Annotated in this window: 18 protein-coding genes; 16 read left to right on the top strand and 2 right to left on the bottom strand. The window is 42.2% G+C overall.

Features of this window, described 5'->3' with window-relative positions; all coding sequences use genetic code 11:
* From ID165_RS09595 to ID165_RS09570, 6 genes are all read left to right on the top strand, one after another.
* Window positions 1-1,446, top strand: a complete 1,446-nt coding sequence (locus ID165_RS09595; RefSeq protein ID WP_192350120.1) for a DUF3526 domain-containing protein — start codon at window positions 1-3, stop codon at window positions 1,444-1,446.
* A 3-nt stretch (window positions 1,447-1,449) separates the two neighbouring features.
* On the top strand, window positions 1,450-2,817 hold the full coding sequence (locus tag ID165_RS09590) for a DUF3526 domain-containing protein (protein ID WP_192350119.1): 1,368 nt from the start codon (window positions 1,450-1,452) through the stop codon (window positions 2,815-2,817).
* Window positions 2,818-3,057: 240 nt separating this feature from the next.
* A complete protein-coding gene (locus tag ID165_RS09585; protein ID WP_192350118.1) occupies window positions 3,058-3,624 on the top strand; it encodes a Crp/Fnr family transcriptional regulator in 567 nt (188 codons plus the stop codon).
* Between the two features lie 105 nt (window positions 3,625-3,729).
* Window positions 3,730-4,728, top strand: coding sequence for an aldo/keto reductase (locus ID165_RS09580; protein ID WP_192350117.1), 999 nt, complete (start codon window positions 3,730-3,732; stop codon window positions 4,726-4,728).
* A gap of 125 nt (window positions 4,729-4,853) precedes the next feature.
* A complete protein-coding gene (locus ID165_RS09575) occupies window positions 4,854-5,447 on the top strand; it encodes a Crp/Fnr family transcriptional regulator (RefSeq protein ID WP_192350116.1) in 594 nt (197 codons plus the stop codon).
* A 96-nt stretch (window positions 5,448-5,543) separates the two neighbouring features.
* Window positions 5,544-6,680, top strand: a complete 1,137-nt coding sequence (locus ID165_RS09570; protein WP_192350115.1) for a tRNA-dihydrouridine synthase — start codon at window positions 5,544-5,546, stop codon at window positions 6,678-6,680.
* A gap of 309 nt (window positions 6,681-6,989) precedes the next feature.
* Here the strand turns inward: ID165_RS09570 and ID165_RS09565 are convergent, their stop codons facing one another.
* Window positions 6,990-7,355 carry a helix-turn-helix domain-containing protein gene (locus ID165_RS09565; RefSeq protein WP_192350114.1) on the bottom strand — a complete coding sequence of 122 codons (366 nt, stop codon included), beginning with the start codon at window positions 7,353-7,355 and terminating at the stop codon, window positions 6,990-6,992.
* A 175-nt stretch (window positions 7,356-7,530) separates the two neighbouring features.
* Between ID165_RS09565 and ID165_RS09560 the strand changes: the two genes are divergently transcribed.
* The 8 genes from ID165_RS09560 to ID165_RS09525 all read left to right on the top strand — a co-directional run bounded on the left by ID165_RS09560 (window position 7,531) and on the right by ID165_RS09525 (window position 17,780).
* A complete protein-coding gene (locus ID165_RS09560) occupies window positions 7,531-8,271 on the top strand; it encodes a 3-oxoacyl-ACP reductase family protein (protein ID WP_192350113.1) in 741 nt (246 codons plus the stop codon).
* A 256-nt stretch (window positions 8,272-8,527) separates the two neighbouring features.
* A complete protein-coding gene (locus tag ID165_RS09555; protein ID WP_225587057.1) occupies window positions 8,528-9,259 on the top strand; it encodes a helix-turn-helix domain-containing protein in 732 nt (243 codons plus the stop codon).
* Between the two features lie 152 nt (window positions 9,260-9,411).
* Complete coding sequence (locus ID165_RS09550; protein WP_192350111.1) at window positions 9,412-9,765, top strand: cupin domain-containing protein; 354 nt, start codon at window positions 9,412-9,414, stop codon at window positions 9,763-9,765.
* 345 nt (window positions 9,766-10,110) lie between these two features.
* A complete protein-coding gene (locus ID165_RS09545) occupies window positions 10,111-10,656 on the top strand; it encodes an RNA polymerase sigma-70 factor (RefSeq protein ID WP_192350110.1) in 546 nt (181 codons plus the stop codon).
* A 64-nt stretch (window positions 10,657-10,720) separates the two neighbouring features.
* The gene (locus tag ID165_RS09540; protein WP_192350109.1) at window positions 10,721-11,734 is read left to right on the top strand and encodes a FecR family protein; all 1,014 of its coding nucleotides are present in this window, start codon (window positions 10,721-10,723) and stop codon (window positions 11,732-11,734) included.
* A 154-nt stretch (window positions 11,735-11,888) separates the two neighbouring features.
* A complete protein-coding gene (locus ID165_RS09535) occupies window positions 11,889-15,236 on the top strand; it encodes a TonB-dependent receptor (RefSeq protein WP_192350108.1) in 3,348 nt (1,115 codons plus the stop codon).
* Between the two features lie 23 nt (window positions 15,237-15,259).
* On the top strand, window positions 15,260-16,900 hold the full coding sequence (locus ID165_RS09530; RefSeq protein WP_225587056.1) for a RagB/SusD family nutrient uptake outer membrane protein: 1,641 nt from the start codon (window positions 15,260-15,262) through the stop codon (window positions 16,898-16,900).
* A 52-nt stretch (window positions 16,901-16,952) separates the two neighbouring features.
* A complete protein-coding gene (locus ID165_RS09525) occupies window positions 16,953-17,780 on the top strand; it encodes an endonuclease/exonuclease/phosphatase family protein (RefSeq protein ID WP_192350107.1) in 828 nt (275 codons plus the stop codon).
* Window positions 17,781-17,926: 146 nt separating this feature from the next.
* Here ID165_RS09525 and ID165_RS09520 read toward each other — a convergent pair whose 3' ends face one another.
* A complete protein-coding gene (locus ID165_RS09520; protein ID WP_225587055.1) occupies window positions 17,927-18,526 on the bottom strand; it encodes a tol-pal system YbgF family protein in 600 nt (199 codons plus the stop codon).
* A gap of 333 nt (window positions 18,527-18,859) precedes the next feature.
* On the opposite strand from ID165_RS09520, the gene ID165_RS09515 reads away from it, so the two are divergent.
* Together ID165_RS09515 and ID165_RS09510 are read left to right on the top strand one after the other, a co-directional pair.
* Window positions 18,860-19,267: a DUF4332 domain-containing protein gene (locus ID165_RS09515; RefSeq protein ID WP_192350105.1), complete on the top strand. Its 408-nt coding sequence runs from the start codon at window positions 18,860-18,862 to the stop codon at window positions 19,265-19,267.
* Window positions 19,268-19,357: 90 nt separating this feature from the next.
* Window positions 19,358-20,896 (top strand): helicase HerA-like domain-containing protein, encoded by a 1,539-nt coding sequence (locus ID165_RS09510; RefSeq protein WP_192350104.1) that lies wholly within the window; start codon window positions 19,358-19,360, stop codon window positions 20,894-20,896.
* Window positions 20,897-20,902: the final 6 nt, after the last annotated feature.

The following is a 20,902-nucleotide window of genomic DNA, read 5'->3' as shown; positions in this document are numbered from 1 at the left end:
ATGAGAAAAGAAACAGTCTTACTGATAGCCAGACATTTTTGGATGAATACCTTCAAAACCAGGGCTATATATCCTTTGATGACAATCATTTTTGGCTTGCTGTGTTTCAGCGCTTATACGGGATGGACGAATTATGAAAAGCAATCTGAAATCCGAAGTCATTATCAGCATGAAGCGCGGGAAAGCTGGGAGTCCAACCCTGACAAACATCCACATAGAATGGCGCATTTTGGCACTTTTGCTTTTAGGCAAAAGTATCCTTTGAGTATGTTTGATTCCGGTATTGAGAGTTTTACCGGAAACGCGGTGTTTCTTGAAGCCCATAAGCAAAATTCCGTCAACTTCTCGGAAGCAAGTCTTTCTACCGGTCTTCTGCGATTTGGAGAGTTCAGTATGGCGATGATACTTCAGACGGTTTTTCCATTGATTATATTTTTTCTGGGTTTTTCGGCTGTTTCCGCAGATCGGGAAAATGGGACACTGAAGATAATTCTGACTCAGGGAGCTAGATGGAAGGAAATATTGATGGGGAAAACGCTTGGATTAATGGCATTGGCCCTGCTATGCCTGGCGCCGGTGGGACTATTAATGTTGTATTTTCTAATTGCAGAAGGAGGGGACGTTGAAGGCTTATGGCCGAGGTTCTTTGTATTGGGGTTGGTTTATGGAATGTTTTTTATGCTTCTAAGTATGGTGACTATCGCGGTCTCCACCAGTTCAGGCAAATCCAAAAATGCGCTTATCAAATTACTGGCAATTTGGCTTCTACTGGTTGTATTGCTACCCCGATCCTCGCAGGCGCTGGGAAGTTATTTCTTTCCGTCTCCCTCCAAAGTGGAATTTCAATCTGTCATAGAAGAGGAGGTTATCCAAAAAGGTGATAGCCATAATCCCAATGATCCCTTTTTCAAGCAGCTAAAGGATTCTGTGTTGAATGCCCATCAGGTATCCTCCGTAGAAGAGCTTCCTTTCAACTATGGGGGATTTGTAATGGCTCAGGGAGAGAAAAACAGTTCTATTATTTATAACAATCATCTGAATGAGCTGATGCAGATATACAAGAAGCAAAACAGTATTTCAGAGTTGACTGCGGTGATCAACCCGTACATGGCCGTGAAGAATCTGTCAATGGCATTATCAGGAACAGACTTTGATGCCTATGTGGATTTTCAGGATCAGGCAGAAAAGTATCGATATGAGCTGGCGCAAAAGATGAATGAACTTCAAATGGAGTATATCAGTCCGGCCAAAGTTTCCGGTTCAGATGGTAAAAGCCATGTGGTAGGCAAGGAGAATTGGAGTGAAATGCCTGATTTTCACCATCGCTTTTTTTCATTTGGCAAAGCTGTAAAAAATGAGCTGTTATCCTTGATTTCCTTAGTGCTATGGTGCCTGGCCGCTGTATGGTACATCTCTTATCTTTCCAAAAAAGCTAAATCCGTTTAAGTTATGTATCGGTTAATGTTTAAGCAGTTTTTTAGATCAAATGTGGTTATTCTGTGTCTACTCTTGGTCTCGGTACTGGGGATGACGGGAATCCTGATCGGCAAGCAGTTTCTGGATCGTCAGGAAAGAGCCACTGAGCAGGTTACGATTTACCAACAGGAACACATAGAAAGGAACGTCAGCTTTCATCAAGAGGAATTTGGGTTGTTGATGTATTATTTGAAATTTGCCCTGATCAATAAGCCTGAAAAAATGGCTGGTCTTTCCATCGGCCAAAGTGATGTGAATCCGGCCATTCAACATGTCACAATCCGGAATTTGGAAGGCCAGAAATACGATACGGATTTGGTAAATCCCTCAAGTCTGCAGTCAGGTAATCTGGATCTGGGCTTTGTGATTATCTATCTGCTTCCTCTGCTGATTATCGTGTTCACCTTCAACCTCCTTTCGGAAGAGAAGGAAGTGGGGACTTGGCAGCTTGTATCCATTCAGTCTAGATCCAAGCTGAAATACCTGCTGGCCAAGTTGTCCGTAAGAGTGCTTGTGATTTTAGCTCTTTTTGTACTGTTGCTCACAGCGGCAAAGTTGATCTTGGGAATTCCGTTTGATGCTGCACTTTTTGCTTTTTTCCTGTTGGGATTCTGCTACATTATCTTCTGGTTTACTGTTTGTTTTTTGGTGGTTGTTTTCCAGAAAAACTCAAGCTTAAATGCCCTTACGATGCTGTCTCTTTGGCTGGTGCTGGCTATACTGCTGCCGGCAGGCATCAATAGCTATGTGAGCAACCGATACCCGGTCCCTGAAGCACTGGCAACCATGATCGAGCAGCGGGATGGTTATCATAAAAAGTGGGATTCTGATAAGCGGGAAACCATGGCAGATTTTTATGCACATTATCCGCAGTTTGAAGAGTATGGCATGCCGGTGGACGATGAAGAGGAATTCACTTGGCTCTGGTACTATGCCATGCAGCAAATGGGGGATGATGAGGCTAGAGAGGAAAGTGATGCCATGAGAGAGAAGCTTGAGCTGCGCGGACAGGTAAGCCGAAGCATTGCTTGGGCTATTCCCACGATGCATGTGCAGCTGGCTTTTAACAAGCTGGCGGGAACAGGATCTACAAGTCACCTGGAATTTTTGGATAAGACCAATGAATTTCATGAAAAGCTGAGGCTTTATTTCTATCCCAAAATTTTTGATAATGCCTTAGTCCTTGAAGAGAATTGGGAGAAGTTTAAGCCGGAATTTATAGTAAAGGAGAATGTGGTAGAGTGGTTTAGACTTTTATTGCCCGTAATTATCTGTTCAGGTTTGTTGCTTTTCCTCACATTTTTGAAACTGTCTCTTAGTAAACAGAAGGGAGAGTGGTAATAGAGGCGAAAACCCGTACAGGAAAATCGACCTATTGCGGATAGAGGGGATATAAGCGGCGCATTTGGTAAATGGAAAGCTCTATTTGCCAAATGCGCTCCTTCATGATTGACAAGGAAACATGGGAGAAGATTTAATTCTACAAACCCCTTATTATCCGGGTTTCATTTTTTATTTTTTCGGGAATGATAGCGCATTGATCCTCCTGCATATACCTTTGAAAACCATCTCCAACACTTAATGAAGGAAATCTTAAGAGAGCATATAGAAGAAATCATCCAGCTTACAGATGATGAGTTTGCCTATGTATTGTCACATTTCACGCTGAAAAATTTCAAAAAGCATCAAATCGTGGTGCATCAGGATGATCCGGTAAAGTATAATTTTTTTATCCTAAAAGGATTGATGAAATCGGCACGGATTGCTTCTGACGGCAAGGAACATATCGTGCAGTTCGCTATGGAAAATTGGTGGATCACCGATTTGGAAGCATTTCACTATGGTACCAACTCCAAGTTTACCATCGATTGTCTGGAAGATGCTACCACTTATACGATAACATTGGAAAACAAAACCAAGCTTTGCCGTGAGCTGTCTAAAATGGAGCATTTCTTCCATATAAAAACCACTGCAGGATACATTGCTCTTCAAAAGAGAGTTCTTTGCCTGATCAGCAGTAAAGCCCAAGACCGATACCATAATCTATTGGAACAATATCCCGGACTTATCCGCCGTCTTCCCAAAACGATGATTGCTTCTTTTTTAGGTGTGAGCAGGGAAACCCTGAGCCGATTGGACCTGAATTAGTGTGATAAATCGCACACCAAATCTGTGAGGAACATCCTGTCTTCCCCGGGAAGACTGACAGACCTTTGTATCATTAAATCTATCCAAAATGATAAAAAGGAAATCATGAAATTCAAAAACTTGGGAAATTCAGGACTAAAAGTCCCAGTACTCAGCTTAGGCACCGCTACTTTTGGAGGTACCAATGAATTCTTTGGGAAATGGGGAAAAACGGATGTTAAAGAGGCTTCACGGCTTATAGATATTTCTTTAGAGCATGGGGTCAATTTCTTTGATACTGCCAATGTTTACTCACAGGGCGATTCAGAGTCTGTATTGGGAGAAGCACTCAGGAGCAGAAGACAAGATGCCATCATTTCCACCAAAGCCACGTTTCAAATGGGAGATGGCGTGAACGATAAAGGAGCATCCCGTTTTCACCTAACCAAAGCTTTAGAGGACAGTTTGACAAGATTACAGACTGATTACATCGATTTGTTTCTCATGCATGGTTTTGATAAAACCACGCCTGTAGAGGAAACTTTGCGAACCCTTGATCGGATGGTATCGAGTGGAAGAGTACGGTACATAGGCTGTTCCAATCTTGCAGCTTGGCAACTGATGAAATCCCTCTCCATTTCCGAAAAAGCAAATCTGGAAAAATACATCGTGTATCAGGGATATTATTCATTGATCGGCCGGGATTATGAACAGGAATTGATGCCCTTGTTGCAAGACCAAAACATGGGCCTTATGGTATGGAGTCCACTTGGCTGGGGACGCTTAACGGGGAAAATCAGACGGAATAAACCCATGGAAGAAGGCAGGATAAAATCCGGTGGCGACGTGGGATCTCCGCCGGTGAATGATGGGCTTATTTTTGATGTGGTTGATGTGCTTGAACGGATTGCAGTCGAAAAGAACAGAAGCATTCCTCAGGTGGCTATTGCCTGGTTACTCCACAACCCCACCGTTTCCAACGTGATAATAGGTGCACGGAATGAAAAGCAATTGATAGACAATCTGGAAGCTGCTGACTTGACGCTGTCTGAAAAAGATCTGCAAGAACTGAATAGGGTATCAAAGCAACCGATGATATATCCGCACTGGGTTGGCGAAAGATAGCCTTAGGTTAAAATTGAGTAAGCCGGATTTGGGTTTATTCTCCTAATGGGCCGTTATTTATACCATGGTCCACTGCAATGCCGAATTCCATGTGGGCAATAGTTTGTAAGTTAACATTGAATTTTATGGGTTCCGGAGAAAAGTATGCAGCGTATCAATCTATTATCAACCACGTCTTAAAAAGGATTCAGCTGACCAAGGAAGAGCAGGATTATTTCAGTTCTTTGCTCACCGTCCGCACTATTTTACCTAGGCAATACTTGGTTCAGCAGGGAGAAGTCTGCCAATACGAAAGTTTTGTATGCAAGGGCTTTTTGCGTTCCTTCTATATGGATGACAAAGGAAATGACCACACGCTCCATTTTGCCTTCGAAGATTGGTGGATCACCGATTTTACAAGTTTTCTTCTACAAGAACCTGCCTCTAGAAATATAGTGGCTCTTGAGCATTCTGTCTTGCTTCAGCTTAATAAAACAAGTCTTGACCAGCTATATCGGGATATCCCCGCTTTTGAAAGATTCTGGAGGATCATGCATCAAAATGCCTGTATGGCGCAGGATCAACGCATTCTAAATGCTATTTCCATGAACGGAGCAGATCGATATAATGCCTTGATCCAAAAATATCCCACACTGGAACAGCGCATGCCCCAAAAACACATCGCATCCTATCTAGGTATTACTCCTGTTTTCTTAAGCAGGATAAGGAAAGGCAATTAGCCGGATATTAAACTAGTTTAAGCGTTTAAATTAAATTAGTTATACGTGGCTTGGTGGCGTTATTGGCAAATTTGAATTCCAAATAAATTCAACACCATGTCAACAAACAGCTTGTTTAATCAAATCCAATTAGAAGGGCATCAACTCAGTAACCGCTTGGTGGTAGCCCCCATGACCAGAAGAAGTGCCACGTCTGCGGGAGTTCCTACCGAAGCGATGGTTGACTACTACCAAGCTTTTGCCCGGGGAGGTTTCAGCTTGATAATCACGGAAGGCATTTATACCGATAGCCTCTTTAGTCAAACTGACCTCAATCAGCCCGGCTTGGTAAATGAGGAACAAATGGAGGGATGGAAAAAAGTGGCAGCAGGAGTTCATAAATCAGATGCCCTAATCATCGGCCAACTGATGCACGGAGGAGCGCTATCGCAATGCAGTGCAAAAACCATCGCTCCTTCCGCAGTTCAGCCCAAAGGACTAAGATCCACCGAAAAGGATGGGTTGACAGGGCCATTCCCCATTCCAAAAGAAATGTCTGAGGAAGATTTGTCAGATGTCAAGAAGGGGTATGTCCAAGCTGCCCTGTTAGCTAGTAAAGCCGGCTTTGATGGAGTGGAACTGCATTCCGCCAACGGGTATTTATTTGATCAGTTTCTTACCCCGCACACCAATTTACGTACAGACCGGTATGGCGGTAATACCTATAACCGGCTGAGATTTCTGATGGAAGTTTACACTGCTGTGAAAGAAGCGGTGCCCGCAAAATTTATAGTGGGCATCAGACTGTCGGAAAGCAAAGTAAACGACCTCAGGTATCGATGGCCGGGTGGATCTACAGCTGCAGTAGAAATATTTACCGTATTAAAAGGACTGCACGCGGATTATCTCCATATAGCAGCTGAGGGAGGGAATTGGGCGCGAGAATGCCTGTATGGGGACGGAAGCTCTTCCAGTGGTTTGGCGAAAAAAATAACAGGTGTACCCATTATTGCCAACGGGGGGCTGCATGACGTACAAATCGCAGAATCTTTGATTTCTAGCCAACAGGCAGATCTGATTTCTATAGGCAGGGCTGCATTGGCCAACCCGGATTGGCCCCGTAGGATAGCAGAAGGAAAATCGCCGATTCCGTTCTTTAAGGAACTGATTAAACCCAGCCTTACTTTACAGCATACTCAAGCAGTACTTGAAAAACTAGCAGGGAATTCCTCGGGTAACCGTATGGTACTGTAAATCCTGTTCAAGCCAAGACTTGCCAAAGATGCAAAATCCTTAATTTAGCCTTTTCAGATTTTCTGATCCTGCTCTATTGCGAATCAAAGCAGTAGAGCAGGAATTAACTCCAAAGTTTTGACCAAGAAGTAATACAAACTCCATCTCTCTAAACAAATGATCGAGATCAGAAAGTATTTTGATGGAAATGGCATTGTGTATTTATGGTTTAGAATTCCCCTACAGTTTCTTTTTATTAGTTGGTCCTATATCTGTACAATACGGTTTTAATTGCTTTAGAAATCCACCTGCTTTGCTGCTGCCCATGTGCTAACAGTCATGATGGCCATCACTGCGTTGAAGAATACCCCACGAGGAAAGCTCTCTAAGGATTCTTTCAGTAGACCGGCCTTTATCGGTCAATTCATATTCCACCCTAGGAGGAACTTCAGCAAATACTCTTCGGTTCACCAGACCATCAGCTTCAAGCTCACGCAGTTGGGCGACCAGCATACGCTCAGAAATACCCTCTATCGATTTTAGCAGTTCGTTGTATCGTTGTTTTGCATCCGGCAGACTGAACAAAATTGTCGGTTTCCACCGACCTCCGATAAGGGACAACGCATATACTACTCCACAATTTTTGATTTGGTTAGCTTCATTTATGGAATTGGTTGAATTTTCCTTTTTTCGCATACTTACTTTTTTGTTAGTAGTTAACAATTTGCGTGTTGTCTGCAAAACTACTCTGCATGATTTAGGTTTACAAACATGAAATCGAGCATGATCCCGTACGTACGGGATCACACACTGTGATGATTATCAGCCATGCGAGATTCCATGTGACCATTAAAAATTAAATTATAAACACATGAAAACATTAGAAAACAAAGTAGCATTGATTACGGGCGGAAGCCGGGGAATTGGTGCCGCCATCGCAAGAAAACTCGCAGCTGAGGGAGCAAAAATATCGATCACCTATCAGAACAATGATGTTATGGCCAATCAATTAGTTGATGAAATCAATTCCGCAGGCGGAAGCGCGGTAGCTATTCAGGCAGATTCAGGTCTAGCGGAACAAGCCATTGCTGCAGTGCAGCTTACCGTGAAGCATTTTGGGGGCTTGGATATTTTGGTGAACAATGCAGGCATAGCCGTATACGATCACATTTCCAAACTTAGTCTAGAACAATACGATCGTGTGATGGATGTAAATGTCAAGGGCGTTTTTGCATCGGTGCAGGCTGCCGTCACCCATCTAAAGCAAGGTGGAAGAATAATAACTATTGGAAGCTGCCAAGCAGATCGTATGCCGGACGTCGGAGGAAGTTTGTATGCTATGAGTAAGTCAGCGCTTATAGGGTTGACAAAAGGATTCGCCAGGGATCTTGGGCCTCTAGGCATTACTTCAAATCTCATCCAACCCGGTCCTGTAGACACGGATATGAATCCCGCAGGCAGTGAGCATGCGGCTGGTCAGCTGGCGCTAATGGCGCAAAATAGCTTTGGAAGACCGGAAGATATTGCCTCCATGGTCGCTTTTATTGCCGGTCCCGAAGCCCACTTTGTGACAGGAGCATCGCTTACAATTGATGGAGGTACCAATTGTTAGCTTAAAACCTATATCAATTGACTGTGGGTCATCTTCAGGTAGTTGATATAGGATTTTGCCGATAATTTCATATTCTTGCCAACTCTGCAGTCGGGGTTACTTGACAGACCAATTCCGCAATAACAAAATTCGTGAGTTAGCGTAATTTAGGAGCGACTGAAACTACTGCTGTTATATTTGAAACTTTAATCAATAATTTCTCTTGGTAAGTGTTTTTCGTTTATCCGAAACTGATTTAGCAGAACCTAGACGGATCATGAAATATGTATTGATCTGGTGTAGGGAGGGTAGTCTTATTGTTCAGATAGATGGAAGTGATTTCAAGCTTGCAACACACGATACGGTAACGATCACTTCTGGGCAAATTCATTTTATTAAGGAAAGCAGCGGTGCAGATGGATATGTCCTTGAATTCACCTATGATTTTTTTTGTAAGGACGATAAGGATGTAGAGCTGATTTTTGAAAATGGCCTTTTCTGCCACTTCGATGAGAATCAGGTTATACCGATAGGTAATTTCAAAGAGTTGGATGAGCAATTCAGACGTATTGATCAGGAGCTGAAAGAGGAACCCTATCAATACCTTACATCTGTACATTCAAGAATTGAGTTGATTTTGGTGGAGATCAACCGCTCAAAGATCAGCCGGGGGGACGAGATATGGAAACCGGATGCTTTGCTGCTAAAATTTCTAGAACTGGTAAGAGGTAGTTTTGATTCTACTTATACATTGGCACAGTATGCGGAAAAGCTGAAAACCACCGAACAAAAATTAAATGACCAGGCCAAAATCCACGCAGGCAAAACTGCACAGATGGTCATCTACGGATTGATCACGTCGGAAGCGAAAAGACTGCTGGTTTATGAAAGCTTAAGCGTGAAAGAGATTGCTTTTCAACTTGGATTTAAAGATCCATTATACTTTTCAAACTTCTTCAAGAAACACATCGGAGTATCCCCAAAAGTCTACCGGGAACGAGTAGGCTAAATCTTACATGCTTTTTCCGGAATCCTCTATTCCGAAAGGGTGAAATCTTGTGGAGTTTTGCATAAGATATTTACCGCATTGCAGGGAGCTCAAATAGCAAGGCATTGTGGGGATTCAATTAAACCTGATTTATAAACTTAAAATTTAATGACATGAGCACGGATATTCATGATTACATTGTACAGACATCATCCACAAAATGGTCACCCTTGGTAGAGAAAGGAATAGATTGTACGGGGATTAGCTGGATGCCACTTAGATTTGATGAAGAAGGGAAAAGACCGGTCACTTTTCTTTTGAAGTTTGAACAGGGGTCAAGGTATCCTTATCACAATCACCCCGGAGGTGAAGAAATACTGGTACTTGAAGGAGGATGTGAAATTGAGGGGACTGCTTTCAGGAAGGGCGATTATTTATATACTCCGGCTAATTTTAAGCATGCGGTAGCATCTAGTCAGGGCTGCACACTTTTTTTGATGGTTCCGCAGGAAGTCCAAATACTTTGAAGCTGAAATTAATTCTCCCGGTTTTAGAGCGATACTTTGATCTTTACTTTTAAGTTCATCTTTAGCTTCCATGAAATATTTTACCGGCATTGCTTAAGAATTTTCATTCTTCTTTAACCCGCAAAAACATCAGTGTTGAGACAGAAACAAGGATGCTGTGGATGATACGAAGGGTCTGATGGTTAGTAAAAAAATCAAAGCCGGGCTTTGGCCCGGTCTACAGTCCAGACGAATTTTTTTGATAGAAATGGTTTCTTAAGAAATAATTTATACTTTGACTTTTAACTATTTGATAATATTAAAGGCCGTTTCAGTTTAGAACCCAAAAGTATATTTGTTGCATATATGTTGAGTAATGAAGACAAGGAGGCTTTAGTACAGATTTCCGCGAACAATACGGTTGGATTAAAATTCATTTTTGAAAAGTACTACAATGGTCTTTGTGAGTTTGCAAAGTTCTATGTCTTGCCTTCAGACGTTGCTTCTGATCTTGTAACAGAATTTTTCATCAGATTTTGGAATCAGCGCCACCAGATTGTCATCAAGGGATCTCTCAAAGCCTATTTGTTTAAATCCATAAAAAATGCTTCACTCAATCATCTTCGTGGTAGGAAAATGGAAATGATGAATTACGAAGACTATAGTGAGGTTTTGGTAAGTACAGAGCTGACTCCGGATGAACAGATGGAATTCAAGGAATTTCAAGATAAACTCGACACATTCGCAAATACCCTTCCTGAGCGGAGAAAGCTGATTCTTCAATTAAAACTCAATTCAGGATTTTCCAATGCGGAAATTGCCGAAACTTTGCAGATAGCTGAGAGCACAGTCAAAAACCAACTGAGAACAGCCATATCTAGCTTAGATGGTACTATCAAGTTGAAAAATTAAACTTTCCTGGTTTTTTTTCGATTTGGAATAGTCGAATTGCGAAGAAATAGTGTCCTACTTGTGTATGCAAGGAAACATTAACTTCAAAAATTTAAAATATTTTGAGAATTACCTGCTGGAGGAATTATCTCCTGAGGAGGCTGATTTTTTTGATAAGAGGCTTAAGAGTGACTCGGAATTTGCCGAAGAATACGCTCAGTTTTTAAGACTGCTTGCTCAATCGGAAAATTTAAAATCTTCCGATTTCCAAGATGATAATACAGCTTGGAAAAGCATAGAAGAGGGGATTTACATTCCTACTTCTAGGGAAGTACATATAGCTGAACCTTGGTGGAGATGGAAAGGAGCGGCTTGTATTGGCGTTATTCTATTTCTAGGCATATTGGCATTTTGGCTGTTAAATCCTGCTTCAAAGAAAAACATCGAATTGATCACTAAAGCAACGGCTGATGGCCAGAAGGCTACCATCACCTTGGTCGACGGTACTACGATAAGATTAAATTCTAACAGTTCGATTTCTTATCCCAAAGAATTTTCAGATAGTTCCAGAAACATTTTACTTACGGGAGAGGCATTTTTTGATGTAACCTCTGATAAAAAACGTCCATTTGTTATTTCCTCAGGGCAAATGAAAACCACGGTATTGGGCACATCTTTTAATATCCGGGCATTTTCAGATGAGGAGCAGCAGGAAGTGGCTGTTAAATCAGGTATAGTTCAGGTCAATTTTGGAAATCCAAAGCTAGCCCCTGCGAAATTGCAGGTAGGGGACATGGCCAGATTCGATATCGAAAGCCAGAGTCTGGAACTGCTTAAGGTTGATCCTGAGTCTGTTGCCATGTGGTCCCAGGGGTATATTTATTTCGATAATGAACCATTGGAACAGGTTCTAAAAAGTCTGAGTAGGTGGTATGGAGTAGAATTCACCGTGGAGAACCCCGGTTTGTTAACCTGTAGAATTACGCTCAAACAGCGAGATGAGAACTTAAAAAATATTCTTGACATCATTAAATACGCTAGCCATGTAGACTACGAATTCATCGACAACCGAATTATCATCAAAGGAAAATCTTGTTAAAGGAAAATGCGGGAGTGTTGGAGCACCCCCGCAAATCATTCTGAAACGCCCTGTATAGGTTAGTCTACAGGTACACTTCCTTGTGTCTAAACTCTTATTTAAACATTACAAAATTATGCAATCACGCTTACTAAAAAAAGTAAAGCCCGGGCTTATGAGGCTATTTTACAGTGTATTTATATCCTGCCTACTTACTACTTCCCTCTTAGCCGGTAATGCAAGCGGACAAGATCTTGAATCTACCAAAGTCAGGCTCAATTCAAATTATACCAATCTGAAGCAGATTTTATCGGCAATAGAAAGTCAGACTGATTTTCTGTTTACCTATAATGAGGCAATCAATCCAAATAAGATAAAAGTACCGATAACAGGAGGAGAAAAATCGCTTTTGAAAGTGCTGGAGCATATTTCAAGATCGACCGACCTGAGTTTTAAGCAGATAAACTCTATGATTGCCATTAAGGAGAAGGAGGCAGGATTAGAGAAGAAAACTCCTGAATTCCAGCTCTATTCCGGGACTGTAATGGATGGGGAAAGCGATGAGCCTCTGCCGGGAGCTACTGTACAGATAAAAGGAAGCACCACAGGTACCGTGACAGATGCAAACGGTGGTTTTGAATTAAACGCTGAAGCGGGGCAGACCTTGGTAATAAGTTTTATAGGATATGAATCCCAAGAGATTCTACTGGGTGACAATTTGACGATTACTGTTTACCTGGGCGGTGATACCAAAGCACTGGATGAGGTGGTTATTGTGGGTTTTGGGGAGCAAAAGAAAGTGAACGTTACGGGTGCGGTGGAGATGGTTACCAGCGAGGATTTGGAAAACAGACCCACGACCAATACTTCCAATTTACTTCAAGGCTTGATGCCGGGCCTGGTCGTACAAAACTATACTGCCATGCCTGGGCAGGACAACGGCAGCATCAGGATAAGAGGATTGAGTAGTATCAATAATTCAAATCCATTGGTCATTATTGATGGAATTGAAGGCAATATGAATATTCTCAATCCTGATGATATTGAATCTGTTTCAGTTTTAAAAGATGCGGCATCAGCTTCAATTTATGGTTCTAGGGGAGCAAATGGAGTGATTTTGATAACCACGAAATCAGGAAAAAGAAAAGGAGCACCTCAGATTAGTATTAATAGTTATTTCGGGATCCAGCAACCACTGCAGATGCCGGATATGTTAGGCTCGGTGGAGATGATGCAGCTACAGAATGAGGCTTTGAGGAATGTGGGGCAGTCGGAAACATATTCCCCTGAAGATATTCAAAAAGTAATAGACGGATCTGATCCTAATTTTTCTGCCAATACCAACTGGATAGAAGAAGTTTTTAGAACTAGAGCTCCTCAGCATCAAACCAATGTCTCTGTATCGGGAGGTGCCGAAAATCTAAGTTATTTAGTGTCCTACGGACACTTAAATCAAGACGGATTAGTAATTGGTGATGCATATTCTTCCAAACGAAACAACCTCCGGTTTAAACTAAATACCACCTTGCTGGATGTGGTTGACCTTAATGCAAACATCGGGTATATCGATAGGGTATATCATTCCCCTCAGTGGGCCACAGAAGCGGCTGGAGGTGTGATAAGGGGAGCTCTGACTATTTCTCCTTTAGTCCCTGTAAGGTACACCAATGGAGAATGGGGATACGGTGGCGGTTCCAACAATCCTGTGGCAATAGCCACAGACGGAGGCAGCAATGTTTTTTCTTCCCAAGAATTCACCGCCAATATTACCGCTCAAATCAATCTCCATAAAAACCTCAGCATCAAGGGTCAATATGGTCAGGTAATGAGTAATTCAAGAAGAGAGACTTTCGTGAAAAAAGTGGTTCACCGTCATCCTGATTCCGGAGATATTCTTTGGTTTAATGTAGAAGAAAATTCTTTGGAAATCAGGGACTATGTCAACAGATACCAAAATGCACTGGCTCAATTGGATTATAAAAACACATGGGGTGATCATAATTTTTCCGTCCTTTTGGCATTCCAGCAGGAGTGGCAACGATACGAGTCTTTCTCGGCAACTCGCCGAAATTTTCTCTCTGAGGATGTGCCTGCTTTGAATTTGGGAACAAATCCGGTACAGAGCAACAGCGGTGATGGCTATCACTGGGCATTAAGATCAGGTATTGCCAGATTGAATTATGATTTTAAGGGTAAATATTTACTTGAGTTGAATGGGAGATATGACGGTTCTTCCCGTCTATCAGAGAATAATCGGTACAAGTTTTTCCCTTCATTCTCCGCAGGCTGGAGATTTTCGGATGAGGGATTTTTTGAGGGGTTGAAGAAGGTGGTATATGATGGGAAGGCCAGGGTGTCATTTGGGGAATTGGGAAACCAATACCTCAGCAATATGACTGGCTATGCGGAGTATTACGCATATTTGCCTGTACTGAATGCTGTGGAGACCATGCCGATTGGTGATCAGCGGACCAATGGGTTTGCCCAGACTATTTCGGCAGGGACAAACCTGTCTTGGGAGACTGTTCAAATGCTAAACATTGGGTTGGACCTTTACTTTTTCGAAGGGAGATTGTCGTTCGTAGGAGACTGGTTTAACAAGCAGACAAAAAATATTTTATTGCGGGTTCCCCAACCTTCGGTATTGGGCATCACTCCAAGTGATATCAATGCAGGAGCTGTAGAAAACAAGGGATGGGAAGTAAGCTTGGACTGGCAGGATCAAATCAAAGAGTTTCGATACGGATTGAACGTCCAACTGTCTGATGTGCAGAATAAAATCCTTGACATGGGGGATACTCCTCCTGCCTATGCAACCAATGTGAATCTGGTAGGGCATGCGAGTGGCTCGTATTACGGATTTGTGGCCACTCGATTGGCTCAGGAGAGTGATTTTGATTTGATAGATGGGGAGTTGGTTCCAACTATTCCGGTGACGGCAAGTGAGATTAGCAAATTTGCACCGGGTGACTTGGTGTATGAAGATCTTAATGGAGATGGAGAAATCACTGCTGAGGGAGATCGAAGAGTACTCGGCAATGCTTTTCCCCGCTACACCTATTCCATAAGGGGAAATATAGGCTGGAAAGGCTTTGATATGTCATTTTTCCTTCAAGGTGTGGGTAAAGCGGTGGGGTATCTGTATGATAATGCAAGGCATGCTTTTAAAAGTTCTTCAATGTATCCTCAGACTATCCACAGAGACCGATGGACGCCGGATAACACAGATGCATCTTATCCTAGGCTGATTTTCGGAGAAACTTATAATTCCCGGGTATCATCATATTGGTTGGAAGATGCTTCGTATTTGAGACTAAAGAACCTTCAGATTGGCTATTCGCTTCCTGCCCATCTTCTCGATAGGCTTCGTGTCAATAAGTTCAGGGTGTATTTCTCCGGAGATAATTTATTGACCAAAACGAATTTTTATTACGCATATGATCCGGAATCACCGCTTTCGGCGGGAGGTTATTATCCCCAGGCAAAGACCTTCACCATGGGTGTAAATATTGGACTTAAATAATGCTCACCAAGACACGTATAAAGATGAAAAATATCAAACTAACCATAGCAATCCTGATTATGGCAATTGGGATGCAATCCTGTAACGATGACTTTTTGGATCGGGAGCCTTTGGATGCTATTTCCGATACGAATTTCTGGCAAAACGAAGAGCAGTTGCTCTTGGCTGTCAACGGAACCTATGACTTTATCAAGGGAAAAAATACCGTGGATATGGAAAATATGGCGGATAATACGGTATGGCCTACTCAAACTAACTATCGACTGATTTCCACCGGCAATTATAACAATGATCTGGGAACGCTCAATACAGAATGGACACAGGCATATGAAGGGATAAGAAGATGCAATCACTTTCTTGAGAATTATGATAAGGCGGAAATGCCCAATGAGGATCTGAAGAGAAGATACGCCGGAGAGGTTAGGTTCATCCGGGCTTATTTATATAGCTACCTGACTTTTTTGTTTGGCGACGTACCGCACATTACCAAAGCGCTAAATGTGGGCGATCCGGAAATATATGGTCCCAGAGATTCCAGAGACGGAATAGTGTCGTGGATTCTGGATGAGTTGACGGCGATAGCCGAAGATCTCCCGGAATCGTATGGGGCACAGGACTATGGTAGAATCACCAAAGGAACAGCATTGGGCTGGAAATCAAGAGTAGCGCTCTTTTATGAAAAATATGATGTGGCAGAGTCTGCAGCCAGGCAAGTAATGGATTTGGGCGTATATGAACTTTATCCCGACTATTATGAGCTTTTCATGACTGAAAGCGATGCCTCCCAAACTACCTCAAACAGAGAGACCATGTTCAGTAGAATTTATACCACTGATATCAGCATGCATAATCTCAGTCGTGAGATTCATGTTCCGGACCAGTCTGCAAGATGGAATCCAACCAAATCTCTGGTTGATTCTTACCTCTGTATAGACGGTAAAATAATTCAAGATTCACCATTGTATAATGAAACGACTTATGACAGTCTGTTTGAACATAGAGATCCCAGGATGAAAATGACGATTCTTTCTCCGGGGAGTCTATGGGGAGGCAGGGAGGATGGAAATCCTGAAAACACGGATAATACCATTTTTACAGCCCCTAAATTCAATCAAGACAGGCAAGGCTCAGTCACTCCAACAGGCTACTATTTTACTAAATATTGTGATCTGGATGCTGTCCCTACCTATAATCGGGATGAGAATGATATCATTATCATGCGATATGCGGAGATCTTGCTTAATTATGCTGAGGCTAAATTGGAACAGGGAACTCTCACACAAGATGATTTGGACCAGACAATTAATCTACTTCGTGAAAGAGTGGGAATGCATCCTATGATTATTTCGGAATTGGCCTCTTGGGGGATGGATCTCCGGGAGGAAGTCAGAAGGGAAAGAAGAATAGAGTTGGTGCTGGAAGGACAGCGTTACTTTGATATCCTGAGATGGAAAAGTGGCGATCTGTTGGCCAGGGATGTTAAAGGAATAAAAAAGGAATTTATTATTCGTCAAAATGATGTCGAAAACGTTCCCACCGATGAAGATGGTTATATTATTTTCCTCAGTGGTAACACATTTGACGATTCCAAGCATTACCTGTGGCCGATTCCTTTGGCACAGCGGGATCTGAATCCTAACTTATCCCAAAATCCAAACTGGTAAGTCATTAGCCCGGTCCGTATGATGGACCGGGCTTTATCAACTAATTTCCACTATGTCTAAGTATATTCTTCTATTCCATTTATTGTTTGGTTTTTCGGCCTGTGCCAATTCAGAGCCAACTGCCAAGCCTCCGACTCCCATTCCGGGCGAGCAGCAAGGGAAATCTATTAAAGTGCTCTCTTACAATATCCACCATAGCAATCCACCGTCAAGACCTGACTTAATAGATCTGGATGCAATAGCTAAGGTGATCAAAGAAAGCGAAGCGGAAGTGGTGGGGCTTCAGGAGGTGGATGTTTTCACTTCCCGTTCCGGATCAGATTTGCATATGGCCAAAGAGCTCGCAGAATTGGTTGGAATGCCTTACTTCTATTTCTCCAAAGGGATAGATTACCAAGGAGGTGAATATGGAACGGCCATACTTTCAAAATATCCGCTATCGGATACCAAAACCGTTTTACTGCCCGCAGAGGAAGGAACAGAGCAACGGACTATTTCACTGGCGACGGTCACATTGGAAGAGGGGGTGCGTTTTCAGTTTGCCAATACCCATTTGGATTTCAGCAGTGCCACTAATTCCCTTTCTCAAGCAGAGAAAATTGGAGAGTATTTTAGTGAGGAAACATCCCCGATAATTTTGGTTGGCGATTTTAACTCTACACCCGACAGTGCTCCGATCCGCTTATTGGATGGGAGTTTTACCCGTACCTGTAAAAATGACTGTGCTCCAACCATACCTGTCATTAATCCCAAAAAGACCATAGACTTTATTATGTATAGAGGGGCTGAAGATTTTGCTGTCAAAAGTCATAGGGTGATTCAGGAAACATATGCTTCAGATCATTTGCCGGTACTTGCTGAATTAACTTTGATCAATTAAAGGAAAGAGTGGCTATTAACCGGGAGGATATAGCTTAGTGATATTCCCGTAGCCATTCGTGTTTGACGAGTGGTTGTAATTTCTCTTGCTATGTCAAAAAACCGGATAGTATAACCCACATATTACTTTCCGAAATAGTGATTATATCAATGTTCATGCTCATGCGATAGGTCTTCATGGTTACAGATGTCTTCAGAACTTAATTTCCCATTACCATTACAGGTTTGACAGGAACTTACTTCTTTCAGGCTTCCTTCACATACCGGGCAAGTAAGTCTTCCCTTACCTGCACATCTGTCACACTCGAAGTACTCTACGATTTTGAAGATATTCATTTTAGTGATCATACCTGATCCGCTACAGCGGCTACAGCCTACCACTCCTTTTGCTTTGCAATAGTGACAATCCTGCTCGATCTGCCGCTTTCCTTCACAGGTAAAACAAGTCTTAAAGCGATAGCCCCTACGGTCACAAAGCTGGCATTGTTGAATTTCTTTCAACGGTTTTTTCAATCTTTCCTGAAGTTCTTGTGCTCCTTTATAATGAGAGCCTGTGAAGCCTGTCAACTCTATATATTTATTGAGAAAATTGGCTGAGTTGTCATATTGCTTAAGTTCAAAAAGTGTCTCTGCAAATAAATAAGGCATTTCCTCAGGAAGAGGTTGGCCTGAATCAATCAGGTTTCTGAAAATTGAATTTGCAGTCTCATAGTCATTTCTCTCAATCGCCGCTTTTGCTCCCTTCATCCAATGATCTGTTTGCCCTAGATTTGGACCGATTTGTCCCAGTGAGACTTGGCAGAGTGCAGTTGTTAAAACAAAGGTGAATAAGAATAGGGGAAGGCAAAGTCTACAGCTCACGGGATATTGTTTTTTCTTATGAAGCAATAAAGGTAGAAGTTTCTATATCGTAAAGTTAATGTTTCCAAAAAGGGTATTGTCATCCTATTCCCCCAAATGGATTTTGGAAGTTAAAAATTGTCTTTATTTTAGAGGGATATTCTAATCACAGTTTTATTATCAATATGTGGAGCTTACAGAGCTATTAGTCATAATACATAAACCCTAAAATACAGAGAAATGGGAAAACCAATTACAATGATCGAAAGCATAGGCCCTGCAATGAAAGAAAAACTTGCGGCTGCAAACATAAGCACTGTGGAAGGCTTATTGGAAAAAGGCGCATCTAAGTCCGGAAGAAAAGCTATTGCAGAAGCATCCGGTTTGGATGAAAGTAGAATTCTTGTGTGGGTGAATATGGCTGATCTTTTTAGAATTAATGGAGTAGCAAGTCAATTTGCCGAGCTTCTTAAGGCAGCCGGAGTAGATACCGTGAAGGAATTGAGAACTAGGAATGCTGAAAATCTTTATGAAGCCCTTGTGAAAACCCAAGAGGAAAAAGGACTAACAAGAGTGGTGCCCCCAGCTTCTAAAGTGTCAGACTTTATAGAGCAGGCTAAGGTTCTTGAACCGATGGTTACCTATTAATCGTTTTAAGGATACTTTAAATTCATTGAAAACCTTTTTGCTCCAGGCATTAAGGTTTTTTTGTAGTTTGGTTTAACAATCAGTTCGGCAATGAGTAAGACAGAAGAATTTATCAACCATTTGACCGAAGGTCAGAAATATAAGAAAGACTCAATAATTCTCGGAACGGGCGTATTGGATGGAGTGCCCGTGACCGGTGCCCAAGTCAGAATAGCACTGAAAACTATGAATAGGCATGGACTAATCGCCGGTGCCACCGGAACAGGGAAAACGAAAACTTTGCAGGTGATTGCTGAGCAGTTGGCTTTGAAAGGAGTTCCTTCGGTTTTGATGGATTTGAAAGGAGATCTTTCCGGGCTCGCCCAGCCTGGAACTGCAAATGATTTTATCAAAAACAGGTCTCAGGTAATCGGGGTAGACTACGTGCCGATGGGGATGCCCATAGAACTGATGTCCATCTCTGACGAAAAAGGAGTAAGACTGAAGGCAACTGTCTTGGAGTTTGGGCCAGTTCTCATAGCCCAGATACTTGAACTGAATGATACGCAACGCGGTGTGATTTCACTTGTGTTTCGCTATTGCGATGTACATCACTTGCCTTTGATAGACTTGAAAGACTTAAAGCGTGTGTTGCAGTTTATCACCAATGAAGGCAAGGAAGCGATTCAAAAGGAATTTGGCCAAGTCTCATCGGCTTCGGTGAATACTATTATGCGGAAAATCATCGAACTTGAACAACAAGGGGCTGAGCGATTTTTCGGAGAAAGGTCATTTGAAGTAGAGGATTTCTTGAGAACCAAAGAGGGCAAGGGGATAATCTCAGTCATTCGTTTGACTGATATTCAAAACCGTCCTAAGCTATTTTCCACCTTTATGCTTAGCTTACTTTCGGAGATTTATGAAACTTTTCCCGAGCAGGGCGATGCGGATCAACCAAAGCTTTGTCTTTTTATTGACGAAGCTCATTTGGTATTTTCCAAGGCATCCAAAGATCTGCTTGATAAGATTGAGGCGATTGTTAAGTTGATCCGGTCAAAAGGAGTGGGTGTTTATTTTTGTACTCAAACTCCCACCGATGTTCCGGATACTATATTGGGACAGTTAGGGTTGAAAGTGCAGCATGCGTTAAGGGCTTTTACAGCTAAGGACAGGAAGGCTATTACCAAAACAGCAGAAAATTATCCGGACTCACCTTATTATGAGACTTCTGCAGTATTGACAGCTATGGGAATTGGAGAGGCTTTAGTCACGGCTTTGAATGAAAAAGGCATTCCCACACCCCTTGCCCATACATTGGTCAGAGCTCCGATCACTAGAATGGATATTTTGAATGCTGTGGAAATAGATGAAGTAGTCAAAAATTCTACGTTGATTTACAAGTACAATCAGGAAATAGACCGGGAGAGTGCCTTTGAGTTGCTGGAGAAGAAAATGGCTGAACTGGAAGAGGTGCAGAAAAAAGCCGAATTGCCGGGGCCGAATGTGACTGCCAGAAGTACAAGAAGAACCGCTCAAGATGAGTCATTGATTGAGGAATTGAGCAAAAATACCATGGTGCGGCAGTTGGGAAGAACTATTTTCAGGGAATTGACAAGAGGGATTTTGGGCTCATTTACGAAAAAAAGATGATTAGTT

Origin of the sequence: Algoriphagus sp. Y33 (assembly GCF_014838715.1) — a bacterium.
Lineage (GTDB): Bacteria > Bacteroidota > Bacteroidia > Cytophagales > Cyclobacteriaceae > Algoriphagus.
The sequence above is the reverse complement of the archived record's forward strand: the minus strand, read 5'-3'. Positions and strand labels throughout refer to the sequence as shown.